22 protein-coding genes and 1 riboswitch are annotated in these 21,094 nt (G+C 73.1%); of the genes, 12 read left to right on the top strand and 10 right to left on the bottom strand.

What is annotated here, in order from left to right:
* The first annotated feature begins 62 nt into the window (after positions 1–62).
* The 5 genes from ACH427_RS01405 to ACH427_RS01385 all read left to right on the top strand — a co-directional run bounded on the left by ACH427_RS01405 (position 63) and on the right by ACH427_RS01385 (position 4,265).
* A complete protein-coding gene (locus tag ACH427_RS01405) occupies positions 63–515 on the top strand; it encodes an SRPBCC family protein (RefSeq protein WP_398867280.1) in 453 nt (150 codons plus the stop codon).
* Between the two features lie 71 nt (positions 516–586).
* On the top strand, positions 587–1,903 hold the full coding sequence (locus ACH427_RS01400) for an ArsA family ATPase (RefSeq protein WP_398867279.1): 1,317 nt from the start codon (positions 587–589) through the stop codon (positions 1,901–1,903).
* Positions 1,904–1,959: 56 nt separating this feature from the next.
* Positions 1,960–2,418 (top strand): DUF5304 domain-containing protein, encoded by a 459-nt coding sequence (locus tag ACH427_RS01395; RefSeq protein WP_398867278.1) that lies wholly within the window; start codon positions 1,960–1,962, stop codon positions 2,416–2,418.
* A 57-nt stretch (positions 2,419–2,475) separates the two neighbouring features.
* Positions 2,476–3,417 carry an ROK family glucokinase gene (locus ACH427_RS01390; RefSeq protein ID WP_398867277.1) on the top strand — a complete coding sequence of 314 codons (942 nt, stop codon included), beginning with the start codon at positions 2,476–2,478 and terminating at the stop codon, positions 3,415–3,417.
* Positions 3,418–3,512: 95 nt separating this feature from the next.
* Positions 3,513–4,265, top strand: coding sequence for an endonuclease/exonuclease/phosphatase family protein (locus tag ACH427_RS01385; protein WP_398867492.1), 753 nt, complete (start codon positions 3,513–3,515; stop codon positions 4,263–4,265).
* 64 nt (positions 4,266–4,329) lie between these two features.
* Here the strand turns inward: ACH427_RS01385 and ACH427_RS01380 are convergent, their stop codons facing one another.
* Both ACH427_RS01380 and ACH427_RS01375 read right to left on the bottom strand, forming a co-directional pair.
* A complete protein-coding gene (locus ACH427_RS01380) occupies positions 4,330–4,914 on the bottom strand; it encodes a hypothetical protein (protein ID WP_398867276.1) in 585 nt (194 codons plus the stop codon).
* Complete coding sequence (locus ACH427_RS01375; protein WP_398867275.1) at positions 4,907–5,686, bottom strand: alpha/beta hydrolase; 780 nt, start codon at positions 5,684–5,686, stop codon at positions 4,907–4,909. Before ACH427_RS01375 ends, ACH427_RS01380 begins: the two co-directional genes overlap by 8 nt.
* Positions 5,687–5,799: 113 nt before the next feature.
* On the opposite strand from ACH427_RS01375, the gene ACH427_RS01370 reads away from it, so the two are divergent.
* Genes ACH427_RS01370 through ACH427_RS01355 form a run of 4 tightly spaced genes read left to right on the top strand, consistent with a single transcriptional unit; the run spans position 5,800 to position 9,554 of the window.
* Entirely contained in the window at positions 5,800–6,561 is a 762-nt protein-coding gene (locus ACH427_RS01370; RefSeq protein WP_398867274.1) for a lysophospholipid acyltransferase family protein, read from the top strand.
* A 26-nt stretch (positions 6,562–6,587) separates the two neighbouring features.
* On the top strand, positions 6,588–7,811 hold the full coding sequence (gene macS, locus ACH427_RS01365; protein WP_398867273.1) for a MacS family sensor histidine kinase: 1,224 nt from the start codon (positions 6,588–6,590) through the stop codon (positions 7,809–7,811).
* Positions 7,808–8,479 carry a response regulator gene (locus ACH427_RS01360; RefSeq protein WP_398867272.1) on the top strand — a complete coding sequence of 224 codons (672 nt, stop codon included), beginning with the start codon at positions 7,808–7,810 and terminating at the stop codon, positions 8,477–8,479. Before macS ends, ACH427_RS01360 begins: the two co-directional genes overlap by 4 nt.
* 43 nt (positions 8,480–8,522) lie before the next feature.
* Positions 8,523–9,554, top strand: a complete 1,032-nt coding sequence (locus tag ACH427_RS01355; protein ID WP_398867271.1) for a 6-phosphofructokinase — start codon at positions 8,523–8,525, stop codon at positions 9,552–9,554.
* Positions 9,555–9,856: 302 nt separating this feature from the next.
* Here ACH427_RS01355 and ACH427_RS01350 read toward each other — a convergent pair whose 3' ends face one another.
* Together ACH427_RS01350 and ACH427_RS01345 are read right to left on the bottom strand one after the other, a co-directional pair.
* A complete protein-coding gene (locus tag ACH427_RS01350; RefSeq protein WP_398867270.1) occupies positions 9,857–11,824 on the bottom strand; it encodes an anthranilate synthase family protein in 1,968 nt (655 codons plus the stop codon).
* A 95-nt stretch (positions 11,825–11,919) separates the two neighbouring features.
* Positions 11,920–11,976, bottom strand: a complete 57-nt coding sequence (locus ACH427_RS01345; protein ID WP_398867491.1) for a trp operon leader peptide — start codon at positions 11,974–11,976, stop codon at positions 11,920–11,922.
* Positions 11,977–12,167: 191 nt separating this feature from the next.
* Here ACH427_RS01345 and ACH427_RS01340 point away from each other — a divergent pair, with 191 nt between their 5' ends.
* Together ACH427_RS01340 and ACH427_RS01335 are read left to right on the top strand one after the other, a co-directional pair.
* On the top strand, positions 12,168–13,517 hold the full coding sequence (locus tag ACH427_RS01340) for a class II 3-deoxy-7-phosphoheptulonate synthase (protein WP_398867269.1): 1,350 nt from the start codon (positions 12,168–12,170) through the stop codon (positions 13,515–13,517).
* A 127-nt stretch (positions 13,518–13,644) separates the two neighbouring features.
* Positions 13,645–13,914: a bacterioferritin-associated ferredoxin gene (locus tag ACH427_RS01335; protein WP_398867268.1), complete on the top strand. Its 270-nt coding sequence runs from the start codon at positions 13,645–13,647 to the stop codon at positions 13,912–13,914.
* A 16-nt stretch (positions 13,915–13,930) separates the two neighbouring features.
* Here ACH427_RS01335 and bfr read toward each other — a convergent pair whose 3' ends face one another.
* Entirely contained in the window at positions 13,931–14,419 is a 489-nt protein-coding gene (gene bfr, locus ACH427_RS01330; RefSeq protein ID WP_398867267.1) for a bacterioferritin, read from the bottom strand.
* A 153-nt stretch (positions 14,420–14,572) separates the two neighbouring features.
* On the opposite strand from bfr, the gene ACH427_RS01325 reads away from it, so the two are divergent.
* Positions 14,573–15,196 (top strand): sulfite oxidase-like oxidoreductase, encoded by a 624-nt coding sequence (locus ACH427_RS01325; protein ID WP_398867266.1) that lies wholly within the window; start codon positions 14,573–14,575, stop codon positions 15,194–15,196.
* Between the two features lie 20 nt (positions 15,197–15,216).
* Here the strand turns inward: ACH427_RS01325 and ACH427_RS01320 are convergent, their stop codons facing one another.
* The 5 genes from ACH427_RS01320 to thiO form a co-directional block, all read right to left on the bottom strand.
* On the bottom strand, positions 15,217–16,116 hold the full coding sequence (locus ACH427_RS01320) for a deoxyribonuclease IV (RefSeq protein ID WP_398867265.1): 900 nt from the start codon (positions 16,114–16,116) through the stop codon (positions 15,217–15,219).
* Positions 16,117–16,118: 2 nt separating this feature from the next.
* Positions 16,119–18,074, bottom strand: a complete 1,956-nt coding sequence (pknB, locus tag ACH427_RS01315; RefSeq protein ID WP_398867264.1) for a Stk1 family PASTA domain-containing Ser/Thr kinase — start codon at positions 18,072–18,074, stop codon at positions 16,119–16,121.
* 640 nt (positions 18,075–18,714) lie between these two features.
* Complete coding sequence (locus ACH427_RS01310) at positions 18,715–19,521, bottom strand: thiazole synthase (RefSeq protein ID WP_398867263.1); 807 nt, start codon at positions 19,519–19,521, stop codon at positions 18,715–18,717.
* Between the two features lie 9 nt (positions 19,522–19,530).
* Positions 19,531–19,770, bottom strand: coding sequence for a sulfur carrier protein ThiS (gene thiS / locus ACH427_RS01305; protein WP_398867262.1), 240 nt, complete (start codon positions 19,768–19,770; stop codon positions 19,531–19,533).
* Positions 19,767–20,945, bottom strand: coding sequence for a glycine oxidase ThiO (gene thiO / locus ACH427_RS01300; RefSeq protein WP_398867261.1), 1,179 nt, complete (start codon positions 20,943–20,945; stop codon positions 19,767–19,769). Before thiO ends, thiS begins: the two co-directional genes overlap by 4 nt.
* A riboswitch (TPP riboswitch) is annotated at positions 20,943–21,055 on the bottom strand. (Overlaps the previous gene by 3 nt.)
* Between the last annotated feature and the right edge of the window lie 39 nt (positions 21,056–21,094).

Here is a 21,094-nt window from a genome sequence, read left to right as displayed (position 1 = left end):
CGGGATGTAGCCTTCACCGGCAGACACACGAGGCGGCGGACCGGTACGGAGGAGCCACGGAGATGGCGGAACACACCAGCTCGAGCATCACGATCGAGGCGACCCCGGCCGAGGTCATGGCGGTGATCGCAGACTTCGACCGCTACGCGGAGTGGACCGGGGAGGTCAAGCAGGCGGAGGTGCTCGCCAAGGACGAACAGGGCCGCGCCGCGCAGGTGCGCCTCGTCCTCGACGCGGGCGCGATCAAGGACGACCACACGCTGGCGTACACCTGGCCCGCGGAGAACGTCGTGAGCTGGTCCCTGGTCAAGTCCCAGATGCTGCGGCAGCTCGACGGCTCGTACAGCCTGGAGCCCGAGGCCGGCGGCAGCCACACCAAGGTGACGTACCAGCTCACCGTCGACGTCAAGATCCCCATGCTCGGCATGATCAAGCGCAAGGCGGAGAAGGTCATCATCGACCGGGCGCTCGACGGTCTCAAGCAGCGGGTGGAGAGCGGCGCGGCCACCTCCTGAGGTCCCTGTCGGAGTCCGGGGGCGCGGCCCCCGGACCGCACGGCGCCGTATCCACGACCCAGGAGAAACCCTTGCGCACGGTCCTCGTCACCGGCACCGGCGGCGCGGGCCGCACCACCACGGCCGCGGCCACGGCGCTCGCCGCCGCGCGGCGGGGCCGCCGCGTCCTGCTGCTCACCACCGACCGCGGCCCCGCGCCCGACGCCGTGCTCGGCACCGCCCTGCCTCCCCCAGCCACCGCTGGGAGGTACCCCCAGCCGCCCGGTGTGCCCTGGGCCGAGCCCGTCGAGGCGGCCCCCGGCCTGTGGGCCGCCCGCGTCGCCACCGGCGAGCACTTCCAGGACCGCGCCCGCGACCTCCAGGAGCGCGGCGCCTCCCTCTTCGACCTCCTCGGCGCCACCCCGCTCGACCCCGAGGAGCTCACCGAACTCCCCGGCGCCGAGCCGCTCGCCGTCCTCGCCGCACTGCGCGCCGCCCACACCGCCGCCGCGTGGGACCTGCTCGTCGTCGACATGCCCGCCGTCCACGAGACCGTGCGCCTCCTCGCCCTGCCCGAGCAACTGCGCCGCTATCTGCGCCGGCTGCTGCCCGCCGAGCGGCAGGCGGCCCGCGCGCTGCGGCCGATGCTCGCCCAGCTGGCCGGGGTGCCGATGCCCGCGCAGCGGCTGTACGAGGCCGCGGAGCGCTGGGAGGCCGAACTCGCCGCCGTCCAGGACGTCGTCGAGGCGGGCGGCACGACCGTGCGCCTCGTCGCCGAACCCGGGCCGATCGCCGCCCGGGCCCTGCGCCTCGCCCGCGCCGGACTCGCCCTCCAGGGCTGCCGCGTCGACGCCCTCGTCGCCAATCGCGTGCTCCCCGCCGGCGACGGCGGTGACTCCTGGCTGGCCGGGCTCGTCACGGAGCAGCAGACCGCTCTCAAGGAGCTCTACGAGGAGTACCTCACCGACGGCATCACCCTGTGTGAACTGCCGCACCTCGGCCGTGACCCCCGCGGCCACGAGGACCTCGGCGCGCTCGTCGACGCCGCCGCGTCGACGACCATCGGCGGCGAGGGCGGCGCCGTCGGGATCATCGAGGGCGAGGGCCTGGCCGACGAGCTCGACGGCTGGCCCGCCACCGGCTCCGAGCCCGACGCCTGGACCGTGGAGGACCGGCTGGCCGGCGACGGCGTCCTGCTCTGGCGGCTGCCGCTGCCCGGCGCCGACCGCGACGCGCTGGACCTCATACGCAGGGGCGACGAACTCATCATCGGCGTCGGCCCGTTCCGCCGCGTCCTGCCGCTGCCGTCGGCGCTGCGCCGCTGCACCGTCTCCGGGGCCGGCCTGCGCGACGGCGCGCTGTGCGTGCGCTTCACCCCCGACCCCGCCCTGTGGCCGCGGACTCCGTGAACGCCGTTCCACCGTTCAGGTAACGTCGAAGGAAACCCCCGTCGCAGGAGTCCGCCATGAGCGATCCCACCGAGCGCCCCGCACCCGGCGCGGCCGCCGATCCCGATGCCTGGGAGCAGGCGTGCGCCGAGGATCTCGCCGCGGAGCGGGCCCGCCGTCGAAACGAGCAGCCCGGCACCGCCGCCGAGGAGCTGCGCAAGCTCGTCGACGCCGTGACCGAGAAGGTCTCCGCCCTCCAGCTGCCGCTGGCGGGCATGGCCGCGCAGGAGGTCGTGCAGCAGGTCATCGCCCAGGCGAAGGCCGCCGTCGAGCCGGTCATCGAGCGCAACCCCGATGTCTTCGACCACCTCGCCTCCGCGGGCTCCGAGCTCCTCGCCGCCTACCGCGCGGCCGTCCAGGGCCAGGAGTCCCGCTGGACGCGCGGCGAGGGCGCGGCGAAGCCCGCCGAGCGGCCCGGCGGCCCCGGCCGGGGCGATGCCGGAGCGGGCGGTGCCGAGCGCATCGACCTCGACTGACCTGGGGCTCCGGTACGGTGGGTCGCGGCGGGGTTCGAGCGAATAACTGAGGGACACATGGGACTCACCATCGGCGTCGACATCGGCGGCACGAAGATCGCGGCCGGCGTGGTCGACGAGGAGGGCAACATCCTCGCGACGTGCAAGGTACCGACCCCGTCGACCCCGGAGGGCGTCATCGACGCCATCGCGGACGCGGTACGCACGGTCAGCGCCGACCACGAGGTCGAGGCGGTCGGCATCGGCGCCGCGGGCTATGTGGACGACAAGCGGGCCACGGTCCTCTTCGCCCCGAACATCAACTGGCGCCACGAGGCGCTGAAGGACAAGGTCGAGCAGCGCGTCGGCCTCCCGGTCGTCGTGGAGAACGACGCCAACGCCGCGGCCTGGGGCGAATACCGCTTCGGCGCCGGCCAGGGCCACGACGACGTCATCTGCATCACGCTGGGCACCGGCCTCGGCGGCGGCATCATCATCGGCAACAAGCTGCGCCGCGGCCGCTTCGGCGTGGCCGCCGAGTTCGGCCACATCCGGGTCGTGCCGGACGGCCTGCTGTGCGGCTGCGGCAGCCAGGGCTGCTGGGAGCAGTACGCCTCCGGGCGCGCCCTCGTCCGCTACGCCCGCCAGCGCGCCCAGGCCACCCCGGAGAACGCCGAGATCCTCCTCGGCCTCGGCGACGGCACCCCCGACGGCATCCAGGGCAAGCACATCAGCGACGCCGCCCGCCAGGGTGACGCCGTGGCCGTCGACTCCTTCCGGGAGCTGGCCCGTTGGGCCGGCGCGGGCCTCGCCGACCTCGCCTCGCTCTTCGACCCCTCGGCGTTCATCGTCGGCGGTGGCGTCTCCGACGAGGGCGACCTCGTCCTCGACCCGATCCGCAAGTCCTTCCGCCGCTGGCTGGTCGGTGGCCAGTGGCGCCCGCACGCCCAGGTGCTGGCCGCCCAACTGGGCGGCAAGGCCGGTCTCGTGGGCGCGGCGGACCTGGCCCGCCAGGGCTGACCCGAGGGCCCGCCGGGGCCCTCCTTCGGACGTCGTAGCACGGGCGTCGCGGCACGACCGCCGCGGCGCGGATGTCGTAGCACCGAGGAGTGATGATGCTCGCGGATCTGCCCCCGTCGCACACGGAGTCCGACGGCTCGGCCGTCGTCCGCGTGCTCAGTTACAACGTCCGGTCCATGCGTGACGACGTGGGGGCGCTGGCCCGGGTCATCCGGGCCTGCGCCCCCGACGTCGTCTGCGTCCAGGAGGCGCCCCGCTTCTTCCGCTGGCGCAAGGCCGCGGCCCGGCTGGCCCGTACGTCCGACCTCGTCTACGTCACCGGCGGGGCCACCGCCTCCGGGCCCATGATCCTGTCCTCGCTGCGGGCCACCGTGGAGCGCACGGAGGACATCCTGCTGCCGCGGACGCCGGGGCTGCACCAACGCGGCTTCGCGACCGCCGTGCTGCGCTTCGGCCGGGCCCGGCTCGGCGTTCTCAGCTGCCACTTGAGCATCAAGGACGAGGAGCGGTACGGGCAGGGGAAGCTGCTGCTCGACACACTGGCCGGGCTGGGCGTCCCGCACGCGGTCGCCGCCGGGGACCTCAACGACCGCCCCGACGGCCGGACGTTCGGCCTCCTCGCCGACGCGCTCCAGGACGGCTGGGCCACGAAGCCGTGGGGGCGCGAGCACACGACCCGGCTCGGCGACCCGCTCCAGCGCATCGACGCGGTCCTCGCCACGGAGGGCGTCGAGGTGCTGGGGTGCGGCGTGCCCATGGGGCTGCCGGGAGTGGCCGAGCGGGACCTCCGGGCGGCCACGGACCACCTGCCGGTGCTGGCCGCGCTCAGGATCCCGGCCGCGTCCTAGCGGCGGGGGCCGGGCGGCCGCCGGGAGCGCCCGCCGGACGACCGTGCTCGCGGGCGGGCGTCCGTCAGACGACCGCGCCGCGGCCCGGGTCGTCGTCCTCCTCGTCGGAGTCCTTCATGCGCAGCACCAGTGTGGCGAAGCCGCCCAGGAAGCCGCCGACGCCGAGCGTGGTGACCCACCACGTCAGCTCCTGCCGGAAGAGCACCATCAGCAGCAGGAGCAGCGGCCCGCCCAGCACCGCGATCCACGCGAAGCGGGCGGTGACGTCGCCGGTGGGGAGCGGCGGCGGCTCCGGGGGCACGAAGTGGCCCTCGTCCGGCTCGTCGAGGTCGTCGTCACCCGTCGCGGCCGGGGTGTCCCAGTCGCGGGGGCCGACCCCGGGGGCGTAGACGACGAAGCTGCCCACCGGCCGGTCCGGGGTCTCCGGCGGCGCCTCGGCGGCCTGCTCGGGACCGGCGCCGGGGGTGTCCTTGCCCTCGGCCGGGTCGGGCCGGGGGTCGGTGACATCACCGGAGGCGGGCCAGCGGCCTGCCTCGGGGTCCGGCTGCTCGCCGTACGCGGCGACGAGCTCCGCCCACGCGGCGTCCTCGTCCAGGGGGTCGCGGCTCTCGTCGCGGTCGCGGTCGCGGTCCGCGTCGCGCTCAGCCACGGGAGGCCGCCCCGGCTTCGCCGACGCCCGCGGAGAGCCGGCTGATGAACGCGAACGTCTCCTCGAAGATCAGCTCGGCGTCGTGGTCCAGGGTCGCCACGTGATAGCTGCGCTCCAGCAGCCGCTCGGTGACGTCACGCGAGGAGACCCGGGCCAGGATGCGCGCCGAGTCCACGGGCGGCACCACATGGTCCTCGGGGCTGTGCATCAGCAGCAACGGCTGGGTGACCTGCGGCAGTTCACCGTCCAGCATCCGCAGGAACCGGCGGAAGGAGTGCGCCGCGTGCAGTGGCACCCGGTCGTAGCCGAGCTCCTCGCCGCCCGGTTTGGCGATGTCGCTGGCGATGCCCCTGCGCGAGGGGATCAGATGGCGCACCACCGGCAGCGCCTTCGCGCCGAGGCCGTGCACCTTGTTGGCCGGGTTGACCACGACGACGCCCTTGACCGCGTCACCGTGCCGGGCCGCCAGCCGCAGGGCCAGCGCCCCGCCCATGGACAGGCCGCAGACGAAGACCTCCGAGCAGCGCTCCCGCAGCTCGCCCAGCGCCCGGTCGACCTCCGCGTACCAGTCCTGCCAGCCGGTGAGCTGCATGTCCTGCCAGCGGGTGCCGTGCCCGGGCAGCAGCGGCAGGGAGACGGTCAGTCCGCGCTCCGCGAGATGCCCGGCCCAGGGCCGTACGGACTGCGGGGAACCGGTGAAGCCGTGGCACACGAGGACGCCGACCTCTCCGCCGTCGTGGCGGAACGGCTCGGCGCCGGGGAGGAGCGGCACCGGAATCTCCGATCGGTGGAACGGGAAAAAGGGGTCTGGCCCTCAGCGTACGCGGAGCGCCGCACGGCGGGTAGGCAGGTTAAGGTCTCCTCGTCACTACAGGAGGTTCTCGGTTGTTCTACGGCGCTATGAAGCTGTCCATCGGCGGGTCGCTGAAGCTTGCCTTCCGGCCGTGGGTGGAGGGCTTGGAGAACATCCCGGCCGAAGGGCCCGCCATCCTGGCGAGCAACCACCTGTCGTTCTCGGATTCCTTCTTCCTCCCCGCGGTGCTGGACCGCAAGATCACCTTTATCGCGAAGCAGGAATACTTCACCTCCCCGGGTGTCAAGGGAAAGCTGACGGCCGCCTTCTTCAAGGGCGTGGGCCAGCTCCCCGTCGACCGTTCGGGCGGACGCGGCGCCGGTGAAGCGGCGATCAAGAGCGGCCTGGAGGTGCTGGAGCGCGGTGAGCTGTTCGGCATCTATCCGGAGGGCACCCGCTCCCCGGACGGCCGCCTCTACCGCGGCAAGCCCGGCGGCCTGGCCCGGGTGGCGCTGCTGTCCGGCGCCCCCGTGATCCCCGTCGCCATGATCGACACCGAGAAGGTGCAGCCCCCGGGCAAGGTCCTGCCGAAGATGATCAGGCCGGGCATCCGGATCGGCGAACCGCTGGACTTCAGCCGCTACCAAGGCATGGACGGCGACCGCTTCATCCTCCGCTCGGTGACCGACGAGGTCATGTACAAGATCATGGAGCTGTCCGGCCAGGAGTACGTCGACATCTACGCGACCGCCGCCAAGCGGCAGATCGCGGACGAGGCGAAGCGCAAGGCCGAGGAGGAGAAGGCGGCCAAGGCCGCCGGGCTCGACAAGGCGGACAAGCGGCCCGAGGCGTAGCACGCCCGGACCGGGGGGTTGGGTCGATGACACCGCGCAGCACCGAGCCGCGCGTCGTACGGATGTCGGTGGAGCTGCCGCTGTGGCGCGCGCTGACCGGCTACCGCATCCTGACGCTGGGCTACGCCCTCGCGCTGTTCTTCCTGAACTGCCGCGAGTACGCCCATCCGTCCGGGGCCGCGCTCTACATGGGCGCACTGACGCTCTGGATGCTGCTGACCTGGAACCGGGTCACCTCGCCCGAGCGCTGCACCAAGCGGTTCCTCGTCGCCGACCTGGCCATCGCGCTGGCCGGGATCCTGCTCACCTCCGTCGTCGACTCCGCCGAGCGCATCGACGGCGGAGCGGCCACCCTGCCGTCCATCTGGGCGGGCGGCGCCGTACTGGGCTGTGCCATCAAGGGCGGCTGGCGCTGGGCGATCGTCGGCTCCACCCTGGTGGCCGTCGCCAACCTCGCCGAGCGCGGCGGGCTCGCCCGCGACACCGTCCACAACGTGCTGCTGGTCTGGGTCTCCAGCGTCGCCATCGGCTACATCGTGGAGGTCGCCCGGGCCAGTGAGCGCACGCTCGCCCGCGCCCTCCAGATCGAGGCGGCCACCCGCGAGCGCGAACGGCTCGCCCGCGACATCCACGACAGCGTCCTCCAGGTGCTCGCCATGGTGCAGCGCCGGGGCGCCGCGCTGGGCGGCGAGGCCGCCGAGCTCGGCCGGATGGCGGGCGAGCAGGAGATCGCCCTGCGCACCCTCGTCGCCGGGGGCCTGCTGCCCCCGCAGGGCACGCCGGCGCAGCTTGCCGAGGACGCGGAGCTCGTACGGTCCGTGGGCACCCCGCCGCGGCCCCCGGACGGGCCCTGCGACGTGGGCGCGCTGCTCGCACCGCACGCGGGCGCCGCCGTCTCCTACGCCGGGCCCGGCACGCCCGTCCTGCTGGAGGCGGCCGCGGCGGCGGAACTGGCGGCGGCCGTCGGCGCCGCACTGGACAATGTCCGCAAGCACGCCGGGGACGGCGCGCGGGCCTGGATCCTGCTGGAGGACGAGCCGGACGCCGTGATCGTCACCGTGCGGGACGACGGGCCCGGCATCGCCGAGGGCCGGCTCGCGGCGGCCGAACGGGAGGGGCGGATGGGCGTCGCCCTGTCGATCCGCGGCAGGCTGCGGGACCTGGGCGGCAGCGCCGAGCTGCTGTCCGTGCCCGGCCAGGGCACAGAAGTCGAATTGAGGGTTCCACGGGGGAGCGAGGCCGGGAAATGAGTGACGAGCGGACCGTGAAGGTCATGGTGGTCGACGACCACCCCATGTGGCGCGACGCCGTCGCCCGCGACCTGGCCGCCGCCGGGTTCGATGTGGTGGCGACGGCCGGTGACGGCCCCCAGGCGGTGCGCCGGGCCCGGGCCGCCGCACCCGACGTGCTGGTCCTGGACCTCAACCTGCCCGGCCTGCCCGGCGTCGCCGTGTGCAAGGAACTGGTCGGCGAGAACCCCGCGCTGCGCGTCCTGGTGCTCTCCGCGAGCGGCGAGCACGTGGACGTCCTGGAGGCCGTGAAGTCCGGCGCGACCGGCTATCTCCTGAAGTCGGCCAGCACCGAGGAACTGCTGGACGCCGTCCGCCGGACCGCCGGGGGCGACCCGGTGTTCACCCCCGGCCTGGCCGGACTGGTCCTCGGGGAGTACCGCAGGCTGGCCGCCGACCCGGCCCCCGCCGCCCCCGACGAGCGGCACGCGCCCCGGCTGACCGACCGCGAGACCGAGGTGCTGCGGCTCGTCGCCAAGGGCCTCTCGTACAAGCAAATCGCCGAACGGCTGGTTATTTCGCACCGGACGGTGCAGAACCATGTTCAGAACACCTTGGGCAAACTCCAGTTGCACAACCGCGTGGAGCTCGTGCGCTACGCGATAGAGCGAGGTCTCGACGGCGCCTGACCGCTCCCGGCCGGGCGGTGTCCCCGGCTGAAGGGAGATTGTCATGCGGGTCGGAATGCTGACCGGCGGCGGTGACTGCCCCGGGCTCAACGCGGTCATCCGCGCCGCCGTCCGCAAGGGCGTCCAGGACTACGGTCACGAGTTCATCGGCTTCCGCGACGGCTGGCGGGGGCTGATCCAGGGGAAAACCGTGCCGCTCGGCATCCCCGCCGTACGCGGCATCCTGCCGAGGGGCGGCACGGTGCTCGGCTCCTCGCGCACCAACCCCTTCAAGGAACCGGAGGGCGTCGGCCGGATCCTCGAGAACCTCGCCAAGGACGAGGTCGACGCCCTCATCGCCATCGGCGGCGAGGACACCCTCGGCGTCGCCGCCCGGCTCCACGAGGAACACGGCGTCCGGTGCGTCGGCGTACCCAAGACCATCGACAACGACCTCTCCGCCACGGACTACACCTTCGGCTTCGACACCGCCGTCAACATCGCCACCGAGGCCGTCGACCGGCTGCACACCACCGCCGAGTCCCATATGCGGGTCCTCGTCGTCGAGGTCATGGGCCGGCACGCCGGCTGGATCGCCCTCCACTCCGGCCTCGCCGGGGGCGCCAACGTCATCCTCATCCCCGAGCAGCGCTTCGACCTCGAAGAGGTCTGCGGCTGGGTCACCTCCCGCTTCCGTGCCAGCTACGCCCCGATCGTGGTCGTCGCGGAGGGCGCCATGCCGAAGGACGGCGACCTCGTCCTGAAGGGCGCCGCCGCGCACGACTCCTTCGGCCACGTCCGGCTGTCCGGGGTGGGCGAGTGGCTGGCCGAGGAGATCGAGCGCCGCACGGGCAAGGAGGCCCGCACGATCGTGCTGGGGCATGTGCAGCGCGGGGGGACGCCGAGCGCGTTCGACCGGTGGCTGGCCACGCGGTTCGGTCTGCACGCGATCACCGCTGTGCGGGACGGGGACTTCGGGCGGATGGTGGCGCTGCGGGGCACGGACATCGTCCGTGTGCCGCTGGTTGACGCGACCGCCCGCTTGAAGACGGTGCCGCCGGCTCTGTACGAGGAGGCACGCACGTTCTTCGGCTGACGGCGGGTTTTTTGGGCGTGCCGCAGGCTCCCGGGTGCGGGCCGGCTGGCGCCTGCGGCGGGCTTCTTCCCCAGCCCCGCCCCTTCCCGGCTGCATCGGATATGCGGCTCCGCCGCGTGGGGGGCTGCGCCCCAGACCCCGCAACACGCTTCGCGCGTTGTCCTCAATCGCCGGACGGGCTGATATTCAGCCCGTCCGGCGATTGAGGACGCGCCCGCAGGGCGCTGGGGTCCGGGGTCTCCCCCCACGCGGCGGAGCCGCACATCGGACGCAGCCGGGAAGGGGCGGGGCTGGGGAAAGGATCAGACCAGCACCCTCGCGAGCAGCTCAGCCACCAGCGTCGCCCCCGACAGCGTCAGGATCGACTCCGGATGGAACTGCACGCCCGCGAACCCGGGCCCCCGAAGCGCATGCACATCCCCCGTCACAGCATCACGGCTGACCTCCACCCGGTGCATGGCCAGCTCCCCTTCGGCCGCATCCGAGCACCGCGCGGTGAACGTGTTGTAGAACCCCACCGTCTCCGCCCGCCCGAAGAAGTCGATCCGCTCCTGCGCCCCCTGGTACGGCACGTCCTTGCGTACGATCTCCAGGCCCAGCTCCGCCGCGATCAGCTCGTGCCCGAGGCACACCCCGAGCAGGCCGCGGGGGTGTCCGCGCAGCAGTTCCGCCGTGAGGCCGCGCAGCAGCCGCATCTTGGGGTCGGCCGTGTCGGAGGGGTTGCCGGGGCCGGGGCCCAGGACCACCGGGCCCTCGTGTGCCAGGGCGGCCTCCCGCAGCCCGGGTTCGTCGTAGCGCCGCACGGTGACCGTCAGCCCCGAGGTCCGCAGCAGATGCGCCAGCATCGCCGTGAAGGTGTCCTCGCCGTCGACGACGAGCGCGTGCCCGCTGAGCCGCGCCGTCGACGCCGGGCTCTGCATCCGCAGCCAGAAGGGGGCCAGGTCCTCGCGGCGCGCGTCGAGCGCGGCCCGTACCTCGGGGTCGTCCGCGAGCCGCGCCGCCGGAACCGCCCCGCCGCCGCGCGCGGTCCGCACACCGAGCGCGGCCAGCACGCCCGCCGCCTTCGCGTGTGTCTCGGCGACCTCGCCGTAGGGGTCGGAGTGGCGCACCAGCGTGGCCCCGACGGCGAGCCGCAGCCGCCCGCGCCGGTCGATGTCGGCGGTGCGGATCAGGATCGGCGAGTCGAGCGTCCGGCCGCCGCCCGCGTCCCGCCCGATGAGGGCGAGCGCGCCCGCGTAGTAGCCGCGCCCGCCGCCGCCCGGCCCCGCCGGCTCGTACCGCTCGATGACGCGGCACGCGTTCTGCACCGGCGACCCGGTCACGGTCGCCGCGAACATCGTCTCCCGCAGCACCTCCCGCACGTCCAGCGAGGAGCGCCCCCGCAGTTCGTACTCGGTGTGCGCGAGGTGGGACATCTCCTTCAGCCGCGGGCCGACGACGACCCCGCCCATGTCGCCCACCGTGCACATCATCTTCAGCTCCTCGTCCACGACCATGGACAGCTCCTCCACCTCCTTGCGGTCGTGCAGGAAGGCCAGCAGCCCGGCCCGGTCCGGGCCCCCGGCGGGATAGCGGTAGGTGCCGCTGATCGGGTTCATCACGACGGTGTTCCCGGCCATCCGCACATGCACCTCCGGGCTCGCGCCGATCAGCGTCCGGTCGCCGGTGTGCACGACGTACGTCCAGTACGCGCCGCGCTCGCCCGCCAGCAGCCGCCGGAACAGCGCCAGGGCGTCGGCCGCGGAGAACCCGTGACCATGCTCTCCCGGGGGGCAACCCCCGGACCCCCAGCCGGGGATGGTGCCCTCGAAGGTCCGCCGGATGACGAAGTTGGCGCCCTCGCCGGACCCGATCTCGTCCTCGATCACGCGCCGGACGATCCGCGCGTACTCCTCGTCCCCCACGTCGAACGCCCCGCCCTCCACCCGCACCTCGTGCGCGGGCAGCGCGGCCAGGACCTCGGCCAGGGGCAGCTCGTGCGCCTCCCGTGGCCGCAGCACCGCCAGCGGGGTGCCGTCGTCGCGGACGTCGAAGCCGCGCTCGCGGATCTGCCGGAAGGGGATGAGCGCGAGCGCGTCCAGGGCAGGACCGCCGTCGGGCGGCCCGTCCGGCAGGGGGATGCCGGCCAGCCGCTCGACCTCCTCCACGGTGCCGGTCAGCAGCTCGACGACGTCGTCCGGCCGGCCGGGGGTGCGGCGGTGCAGCAGGGCGAAGGGCGGGCAGGCGGGTTCGGTCAGCCGAGCGAGGAGGGCGTGGGTGTCGCCGGTCATCTGGGTTCCTTCCGGTGAGGAGAGGAACGGCCCCGGAAACACGGAAGGCCGCCCCTCCGGGCGGCCTTCGCGGTGTGTCTTCGGTGTACGCGCGATCAGTGGGCCGCCGGTTGAGCGGTCCACCACCAGTTCTGGTCGGTCGGTGCGTACATGCTGCGCACCCTACCGGACGGGGCCGGGGCGGCGGCGGATCCCGCGGGCGGCGGGGATGCGCGCACCGGGGCGCGGGCCGGTGCGGTGCGCCGGGGGGAAGACGGTCTTCCGGCAGCTCCACCGCTCATGACCCGTCTCACAGTGCGGTCCGACGGATGGACCGCACTCGCCGACCCCGTAGGGTTGGAGCGTGACCGTGAACGCTGAAACCCATGCCGGTGGCAACACCTGGCGCTCCCTTCCCGCGGCGCAGCAGCCTGAGTGGCCGGACCAAGAGGCTCTGCGCGATGTGATCGCGGAGCTCTCGAGCTATCCCCCTCTCGTGTTCGCCGGCGAGTGCGACCAGCTGCGCCAGCGCCTGGGAGCCGTCGCCCGTGGTGAGGCGTTCCTGCTCCAGGGCGGCGACTGCGCCGAGGCGTTCGACGCCGTCGGTGCCGACCAGATCCGCAACAAGCTCAAGACGCTGCTCCAGATGGGTGCCGTGCTGACCTACGCGGGTTCCGTGCCCGTCGTGAAGGTGGGCCGGATCGCCGGTCAGTACAGCAAGCCGCGCTCGAAGCCGACCGAGACCCGCGACGGCGTGACCCTGCCGACCTACCGCGGTGACTCCGTCAACGGCTTCGCCTTCACCCCCGAGGCCCGCACGCCGGACCCGCAGCGGCTGAAGCGGATGTACCAGGCGTCGGCGTCCACGCTGAACCTGGTCCGCGCCTTCACCACCGGTGGCTACGCGGACCTGCGCCAGGTGCACGCCTGGAACCAGGACTTCGTGAAGTCCTCCCCGTCCGGGCAGCGCTACGAGGCCCTCGCCCGCGAGATCGACCGGGCGATGAACTTCATGAACGCCTGCGGGGTGGACCCGGAGGAGTTCAAGACCGTCGAGTTCTACGCCTCCCACGAGGCGCTCGTCCTCGACTACGAATCGGCGCTGACCCGCGTCGACTCGCGGACCGGCGACCTCTACGACGTCTCGGGCCACATGGTCTGGATCGGTGAGCGCACCCGCCAGCTGGACGGCGCGCACATCGAGTTCGCGTCGAGGATCCGTAACCCGATCGGGGTGAAGCTCGGCCCGACGACCACGCCCGAGGACGCGCTGACGCTGATCGAGCGGCTCGACCCGGAGCGCGAGCCCGGCCGGCTCACCTTCATCACCCGCATGGGTGCGGACAAGGTGCGGGACAAGCTCCCGACCCTGGTCGAGAAGGTCACGGCGTCCGGTGCCCAGGTGGCGTGGATCTGCGACCCGATGCACGGCAACACCTTCGAGGCGGCCTCGGGTCACAAGACCCGCCGCTTCGACGACGTGCTGGACGAGGTCAAGGGCTTCTTCGAGGTCCACAAGGGCCTCGGCACCCACCCGGGTGGCATCCACGTCGAGCTGACCGGCGACGATGTCACCGAGTGCGTGGGCGGCGGCGACGAGATCTTCGTCGACGACCTGCACCAGCGCTACGAGACGGCCTGCGACCCGCGGCTCAACCGCAGCCAGTCGCTCGACCTGGCGTTCCTGGTCGCGGAGATGTACCGCGACCAGTAGGAATCCCTGAGGGATGACGTGGGGCGCGGATCGAGGTGATCCGCGCCCCACTTCGTTGTCATCCGCCCGCCGGGCCGGGTAAGGTAAGGGTTACCTTATTGATCAACCCGGTAGGGCGGTGACCCGCGTGTACGTCTGCTCTTGCTTCGGCATCACCGAGCAGCAGGTGCGTGAGCACGCGGACAAGGGGGCGTGCACGCCCCGCCAGATAGCCTCCGTGAGCAAGGCCGGCACCGACTGCGGCAGCTGTGTCCGCCGCATCCAGTCCCTGCTCGGCCGGGGGGCGTGCCCGCGCCGCGAGCTGGCCGACCAGGGGGAGCGGGACGTGCTGGGCACCGAGGTGCCGCGGATGGCGCAGGTGCTGCCCCGCGTGACGGCCGAGGTCCGGGCGGCCTGACCGGGTCGGTCCCGGGTCACTCCGCCCCGCCGTTCGACTGCTCGATGAACTGGGCGAGGTAGAGCGGCTCGCCGAGCTTCTCGATCAGGTCCAGCTGGGTGTCGAGGTAGTCGATGTGGTCCTCCTCGTCGGCGAGGATCGACTCGAAGATATTCGCCGAGGTGATGTCGCCCTTGGCCCGCATGACCTCCACGCCCCGCTTGAGCCGGTCGATCGCCTCGACCTCGACCTGCCGGTCGGCCTGGAACATCTCGACGATCGACTGCCCGATCCGCACATGGAAGAGCCGCTGGTAGTTGGGCAGCCCCTCCAGGAAGAGGATGCGGTCGGTCAGCACCTCCGCGTGGCGCATCTCGTCGAACGACTCGGCGCGGGTGTGCGCGGCGATCTTCGTCCAGCCGAGGTGCTCCTGCATTTTCGCGTGCAGGAAGTACTGATTGATGGCGGTCAGCTCGGCAGTCAGCTGTTCATTGAGAAATTCGATGACCTCGGGGTCGCCCTGCATTGCAGAGGCTCCTTCCAAGAGGGTGACTGGCAGGTTGCGCGCATCCTCGCACCGCCCCTCGGAAGCGTCCAGTAAGTGCACACTTAGTGTGAGTTGCCCCGGTAGTGGAACCCATGGTCATCAGCACTGTCCAGGGTCTGACACCATGGAGGCATGGGTCAGTCGGAAAGCCGCAAAGGGGCGCAACTCGAGTTGCCTCCGGGGCAGCGCCTCCAGCGCGGATGGCCGGTGACGCACTACGGTCCGGTCCCGAAGTTCAGGCCGGAGCGCTGGGAGTTCCGTGTCTTCGGGTCGACCGCCGACGGCGACAAGCACTGCTGGACGCACGAGGAGTTCTCCGCCCTGCCGTATTCGACGGTGGTGGCGGATCTGCACTGCGTCACGAAATACAGCATGCTGGACGCCGAATGGGGCGGTGTCCCCGCACGGGCGATCCTCGAACTCGCCCCGCCCGCGCCCGAGGTCACGCATGTGATGGTGTGGGCGGAATACGGCTTCTGCTCAAATCTCCGGCTGGCCGATTTCGCGGCCGAGCAGAGCATCTTCGCGACCCATAAGGACGGCGAGCTCCTCACCGCCGAGCACGGCTTTCCCGTACGCCTGGTGGTCCCGCACCTCTATGCGTGGAAGGGGCCCAAATGGGTGCGCGGCGTGGAGTACATGACGGCCGACCGCCGGGGATTCTGGGAAGAGCGCGGATACCACAACGTGGGTGACCCCTGGCAGGAACAGCGCTATTCCTACCAGGAGAAACCGGGCGACGGACCGGAGGTCTGAGCGGCCGGGCGAAAAGCCCGTCAGACCGCGAGGCCGTCCCGCAGCCGCTTCAGCCGCGCCACATCGGCCGCGTGTCCCTCCGGCCCGCCGGGGGTCTCGATGACCAGCGGCACACCCGCCGTCGCGGGATGGCCGAAAAGCTCCGCGAAGGGCTCGGCCCCGATATGGCCGGAACCGATGTTCTCGTGCCGGTCCCGGTGCGCGCCGACGCCCTCCTTGGAGTCGTTCGCGTGGATCAGCCGGAGCCGTCCCTCGCCCACCACGTCCACCAGCTCGTCGAGCGTCCGCTTCATCCCGCCCGGCTCGGCGAGGTCGTGGCCCGCCGCGAACACATGGCAGGTGTCCAGGCACACGCCGAGCTTCGGGTGGCGCTCCAGCGCGTCGAAGTACGGGCCGAGATCCTCGACCAGCGAGCAGAGCGACGCGCCCTGCCCGGCCGTCGGCTCCAGCAGCAGCCACGGGTCGTCGTCGTGGGTCAGCTCGTCCAGCAGCGGCAGCAGCCGCTCGTGGACCTGGGCCAGCGCCTCCGGCCGCGGGCGGCCACCGGTGGCCGAGCCCGTGTGGACGACGACACCGAGGGCGCCGATCGCCCGCCCCCGGCGCAGCGAGTGCCGCAGGGACTCCCCGGACAGCTCGACCGTCGCCCCGGTGTGCGAGCCGAAGTTGATCAGATACGGGGCGTGCACCCAGACCGGGAGCGACTCCCGCTCGCAGGCCGCCCGGAACTCCTCGTCCTGCCGCCGGTCACCGGTGGGCGTCGCCCAGCCGCGCGGGTTGGCGACGAAGACCTGCACCGTCTCGGCGCCCATCGTCCGCGCGTACGGCAGGCCGGTCCTCGCGAGGCCCCCGGCGACGGGGATGTGCCCGCCGACGGGGTTGCGGACGCGCGGGGCCGGGAGAAGGCCGGAAGGCTCGGTCATCCCTACAGCCCGCCCTTCATCCGGATGGTGATGGTGTCGCCCTTGGCCGCCTGGTCGCCGCCCTTGACGGACTGGCTGTCGACCGAGTCGCGCGGGAAGAAGAACGGCTTGTCCACGCTGACCTTGAAGCCCGCGGCGGTGAGGGCCTGCCTGGCGTCGGCCTCGCTCTTCCCGGTGACGTCCGGGACCGTCACCATCTCCTTGCCCTTGGAGACGGTGAGCGTGACCGTGTCGCCCTTGGCCAGCTGCTCCCCGTCGCCGGGCGACTGCGCCGCCACCGAGCCCTTGGGGGCGTCGGAGTAGACCTGGGTGTCCGAGACCTCGGCCTTCAGTCCCTTGTCCGCCAGCGCCGAGGTGGCCGCCGCGACGGTCATGCCCTGCACCTTCGGCACGCTCAGGGCCGCGCCCTTGCTCACGGTCAGCGCGACAGGGGTGTCGGGCCTGCGCTCCACCCCCGGCTTGGGGTCGGTGGCCAGCACCGAGCCCTGCGGGGTCTCGCCGCTGAACTGCTTGCCGACCTCGCCGACCGTCAGGCCCGCGCCCTCGATCTTCCGCTTCGCCTCGTCGAGGGTCATGCCGACGACATTGGGCACCTCGGCCCGCGCCGGGCCCTTCGACAGGGTGACCGTCACCTTGCCGGTGTTGCGCACGCGGCCGCCGGGGCCGGGGTCCGTCGAGATGACGTGCCCCCGCTCGACGGTGTCGCTGAAGTCCTCCTTCGTCCTCATCCCGAGCCCGGCCTTGTGGAGCGACTGCTCGGCCTTGTCCTGGGTCATGTCCAGGACGGCCGGGACGGTCGTGAACTGGCCGGAGCTGATGTACCAGACGCCCGTGCCCACCACGGCCAGCAGGACGGCCGCGAGCACCGCGAGCAGGGTGCGGCTCGGCCTGCGCCGGGGCCGGCCGGTCCGTGCCCCCGGGGCGGCCGGCGGGGCCGGGGGAGCGGGCGGCTGCTCCAGCCGCGTCGTGCGGTTGAGCCGCTCGTCCTCCGGGGACGGCAGGGGCCGGGCCGCGCCGGGCCGCGGGATCACGCTCGTACGGTCCTCCGAGCCGCTCGCCGCCCCCTGCTCCGGCGTCCGCGCGAGCGGGGGCATGGCGTCCAGCTGTTCGTCGGACAGCGCCTCGCGGGTGGCGCGGACCAGGGCCAGCAGGCCCACCGCGTCGGCCGGGCGCTGCTGCGGGTCGCGCGCGGTGGCCTGCGCCACCAGCTCGTCCAGCCGCGGGGCCAGCCCCGGTACGGCCGCGGACGGCGGCGGCACGTCCTCGTGAAGGTGCTGGTAGAGGACCTGCGCCGGGGTGCTGCCGGTGTGCGGCTTGGCGCCGGTGAGCATCTCGTAGAGGACGACACCGCAGGCGTAGACGTCCACCCGGGTGTCGGCCGTGCCGTGTTCCATCTGCTCGGGGGCCAGATACGACACCGTGCCGAGGACCGAGCCGGTGGACGCCGTGGAGTGGGTGTCCACGGCCCGGACGAGCCCGAAGTCGGCGACCTTCACCCGGCCGTCGTCCCCGATCAGCACGTTCTCCGGCTTCATGTCCCGGTGGACGAGACCCGCGAGGTGGGCCGCGCCGAGCGCCGCGAGCACCGGCTCGGCGATGTCGAGCGCGGCGCGCGGCTGGAGGGCCCCGCGCTCGCGCAGCACGTCACGCAGGGTGCATCCGGCCACGTACTCCATCGCGAGATAGACGTACGTGCCGTCCGTGCCCTGGTCGAAGACGCCCACCACGTTCGGGTGGTCGAGCCGGGCCGCGGACTTGGCCTCGCGGATGAAGCGTTCCACGAAGACCTCGTCGGCGGCGAGCCCCGGGTGCATCACCTTCAGGGCGAGCACCCGGTCGAGCCGCGTGTCGAGGGCGCGGTAGACCGTGGCCATGCCGCCGACGGCGATCCGGGCCTCGACCCGGTAGCGGCCGTCGAGCACGTGCCCGACAAGCGGGTCTCCTAGCGTCGTATCCACGCTAGGAGTCTATGAGCCGTTCCGGGGTGGCCCCCAGTGGCCTTCTTTCCGGGGGGTCCCGGGCCCCGGGGTGGGGCCGTTCGCCGCGTGCGGCGGGGGCCCGGCGGGTTGGTCTCGCGGATCCGTGATCTTGTGCCTGCGGGTCCATTGCCGCCTGCGGCGGGCGACGCCCTGCGGGCGTGTCCTCAAGCGCCGGACGGGCTGGTTTTGCGGATCGGTGGTTTCGATCGTGCGGGGCGGGTGCCGCCCGCGGCGGGAGTTACTTTCGGGGGCCCGGACGAAGTCTGGGGGAGCGCCGTCAAGCGCCGGACAGGCCGAGCAGTCGCCCGGAACGGGCTTCGATCAGTGCGGCCCGCAGGCTCGAAGCCTACGGTTCGCGAAATCCAGCCCGTCCGGCGCTTGAGGACGCGCCCGCAGGCGGCGCTCTCCGCCGCAGGCGGCGAAGGACCCGCAGGGACGACATCACGGGTCCGCGTCCCCGCCGCAGGCGGCAATGGACCCGCACGCTGGAGACCACGGATCCGTAGATCCAGCCCGTTGGGGGCACCTCCCGGCGCTAGCTGGGGGAGTTCGAGGACACCGCCGCGCAGCGGTGGTGCGGACACGACGGCCCGCCGCCGATCCGCAAGATCAAGCCGAGCTACCCGCCGTCGCCGAAGGCAGGCCGTTCCGGGTCGAAGTCCGGCATACCCTCCGTGGGGGAGGACGCCTCCGCGAAGTGCCGGCGCGGGATGCGGCCCGCTCGGAACGCCAGGCGGCCGCCCTCGACCGCGTGGCGCATCGCCTCCGCCATCAGCGCCGGGTCCTGCGCGCGGGTCACCGCCGAGGCGAGCATCACCGCCGAGCAGCCGAGCTCCATCGCGATCGCCGCGTCCGACGCCGTGCCCGCGCCCGCGTCCAGGATCACCGGGACCCCCGCCCGCTCGGTGATCAGCTGGAAGTTGTGCGGGTTGCGGATGCCCAGGCCGGAGCCGATGGGCGAGCCCAGCGGCATGATCGCGGCGCATCCGGCGTCCTCCAGGCGGCGGGCGAGCACCGGGTCGTCGTTGGTGTACGGCAGCACCGTGAAGCCGTCGTCCACCAGGATCTCCGCCGCTTCCAGCAGCTCGACCGGGTCGGGCAGCAGCGTGCGCTCGTCGGCGATCACTTCCAGCTTGACCCAGTCGGTGCCGAGCGCCTCCCGGGCCAGCCGCGCGGTGAGCACGGCCTCGCCGGCGGTGTAGCAGCCCGCCGTGTTCGGCAGGACCCGGATGTCGTGCCGGGCCAGCAGCGACAGCACCGAGCCCCGTACGTTCGTGGCCAGCCGCCGCATCGCGACGGTGGTGAGCTCGGTGCCGGAGGCCAGCAGCGCGCGCTCCAGGACGTCCAGGCTGGGCGCGCCGCCCGTGCCCATGATCAGGCGGGACGTGAAGGTGGTGCCGGCGATGGTGAGCAGATCGTCTGCCATCTGGGCTGATCAGCCTCCCTGCACTGCGGTGAGGACCTCGACGCGGTCACCCTCGCCGAGCGTGGTGCCGGGCCACTGGCCGCGGGGTACGACGGCTTCGTTGAGGGCGGCCGCGACCCCGCTGTGGGCGGTGGTCAAGGAGGCCACCAGGCCGTCGAGGGTCAGGCCCCGGGGCACCGAGCGGCTCTCGCCGTTGACGCTGATGCCGACGTGGGCCTCGGGGCTGTCGGTGGGGTCCATGGGGTTCATACGGGCAGCTCCTGGAGCGCGTTCGAGAAGCGGAGAGGAGAGAACGGGCGGGCCTCGTCCGGCAGCCGTCCGGTGGTCAGCGCCTCGGCCATCACATCGCCGGTCAGGGGGGTGAGGAGCACGCCGTTGCGGTAGTGGCCGGTGGCGGCGAGCAGGCCGGGCAGGGCGGTGGGGCCCAGCAGCGGGGCGTTGTCGGGCGAGCCGGGGCGCAGCCCGGCGCGGGTCTCCACCAGGGGCAGCTCGGTGATGCCGGGGACCAGCTCATGGGCGTCGCGCAGCAGTTCGTAGACGCCGCCCGCGGTGACGGTGGTGTCCCAGCCGAGCTCCTCGGTGGTCGCGCCGACGACCAGCTCGCCGTTCTCGCGCGGCACCAGATAGACGTGGCCGCCGCGCACGACCGCCCGCACGGTCCGGGACAGGAAGGGCGCGTACGCGCCGGGCACGCGCAGCCGCAGGATCTGGCCCTTGACCGGGCGCACCGGCGGCAGGACGTGCGGGGGGACGTCCGCGAGGGCGCCGCTGCGGCTGCCCGCCGCGAGCACGGTCCGGCCGGCCCGTACGCGGGTGCCGTCGGCGAGCTCGGCGCCGGTGGCCCGGTCGCCGGAGAGCAGCAGCCGTACGGCCTCCGTGCGGTGGAAGGCGACCCCCGCCCGTCCGCAGGCCGTCAGCAGGGCCCCGGCGAGCCGCCGGGGGTCGGTCTGGTGGTCGCCGTCCACGCGCACGCCGCCGCGCACGCCCGGCGCGAGCATCGGCTCCAGCCGGCGGCACTCACGCCCCGACAGCCACTGGGCGTCCAGCCCGCACCGCTGCTGAAGGGCGTGCAGTTCCCGCAGATGGGCCCGGTCGTCGGCGTCGAGGGCGACGGCGAGGGTCCCGCAGGCGCGGTAGCCGGTGTCCTGGCCGCTCGCCTCCTCCAGCTCCGCCGTGAAAGCCGGGTAGCGCCGCGCGGACGCCACATTGAGCGCGAGCAGCTCCTGCTCGCCGTAGTGCAGCTCGGTCACCGCGGCCAGCATCCCGGCCGCCACCTGGGCCGCGCCACCGCCCGGCGCGGGATCCGCGACGGCGGTGCGCAGGCCCCGCTGCGCGGCACGCCACGCCGTGACCAGACCGATGACACCGCCGCCGATCACGAGGACGTCGTACGTCCCCGGTGACGCTGTTGAAGACGCGTGCATGGGCGTCCAGCCCCTCCCTTCGCCGGCATGACCCGGATCAGGTTCGTACGGTCGGAGGCCGGCCAGCCTCCCTCTCAGCCCGGTCCGTCCGGGCTCCCGCGAGTGCTTGTACAGCGGCCACCCTAGTACGGGCCGCGAACCGTCCGGAA

Origin of the sequence: Streptomyces sp. NPDC020379, from assembly GCF_044387105.1 — a bacterium.
Classification (GTDB): domain Bacteria; phylum Actinomycetota; class Actinomycetes; order Streptomycetales; family Streptomycetaceae; genus Streptomyces.
The sequence above is the reverse complement of the archived record's forward strand: the minus strand, read 5'-3'. Positions and strand labels throughout refer to the sequence as shown.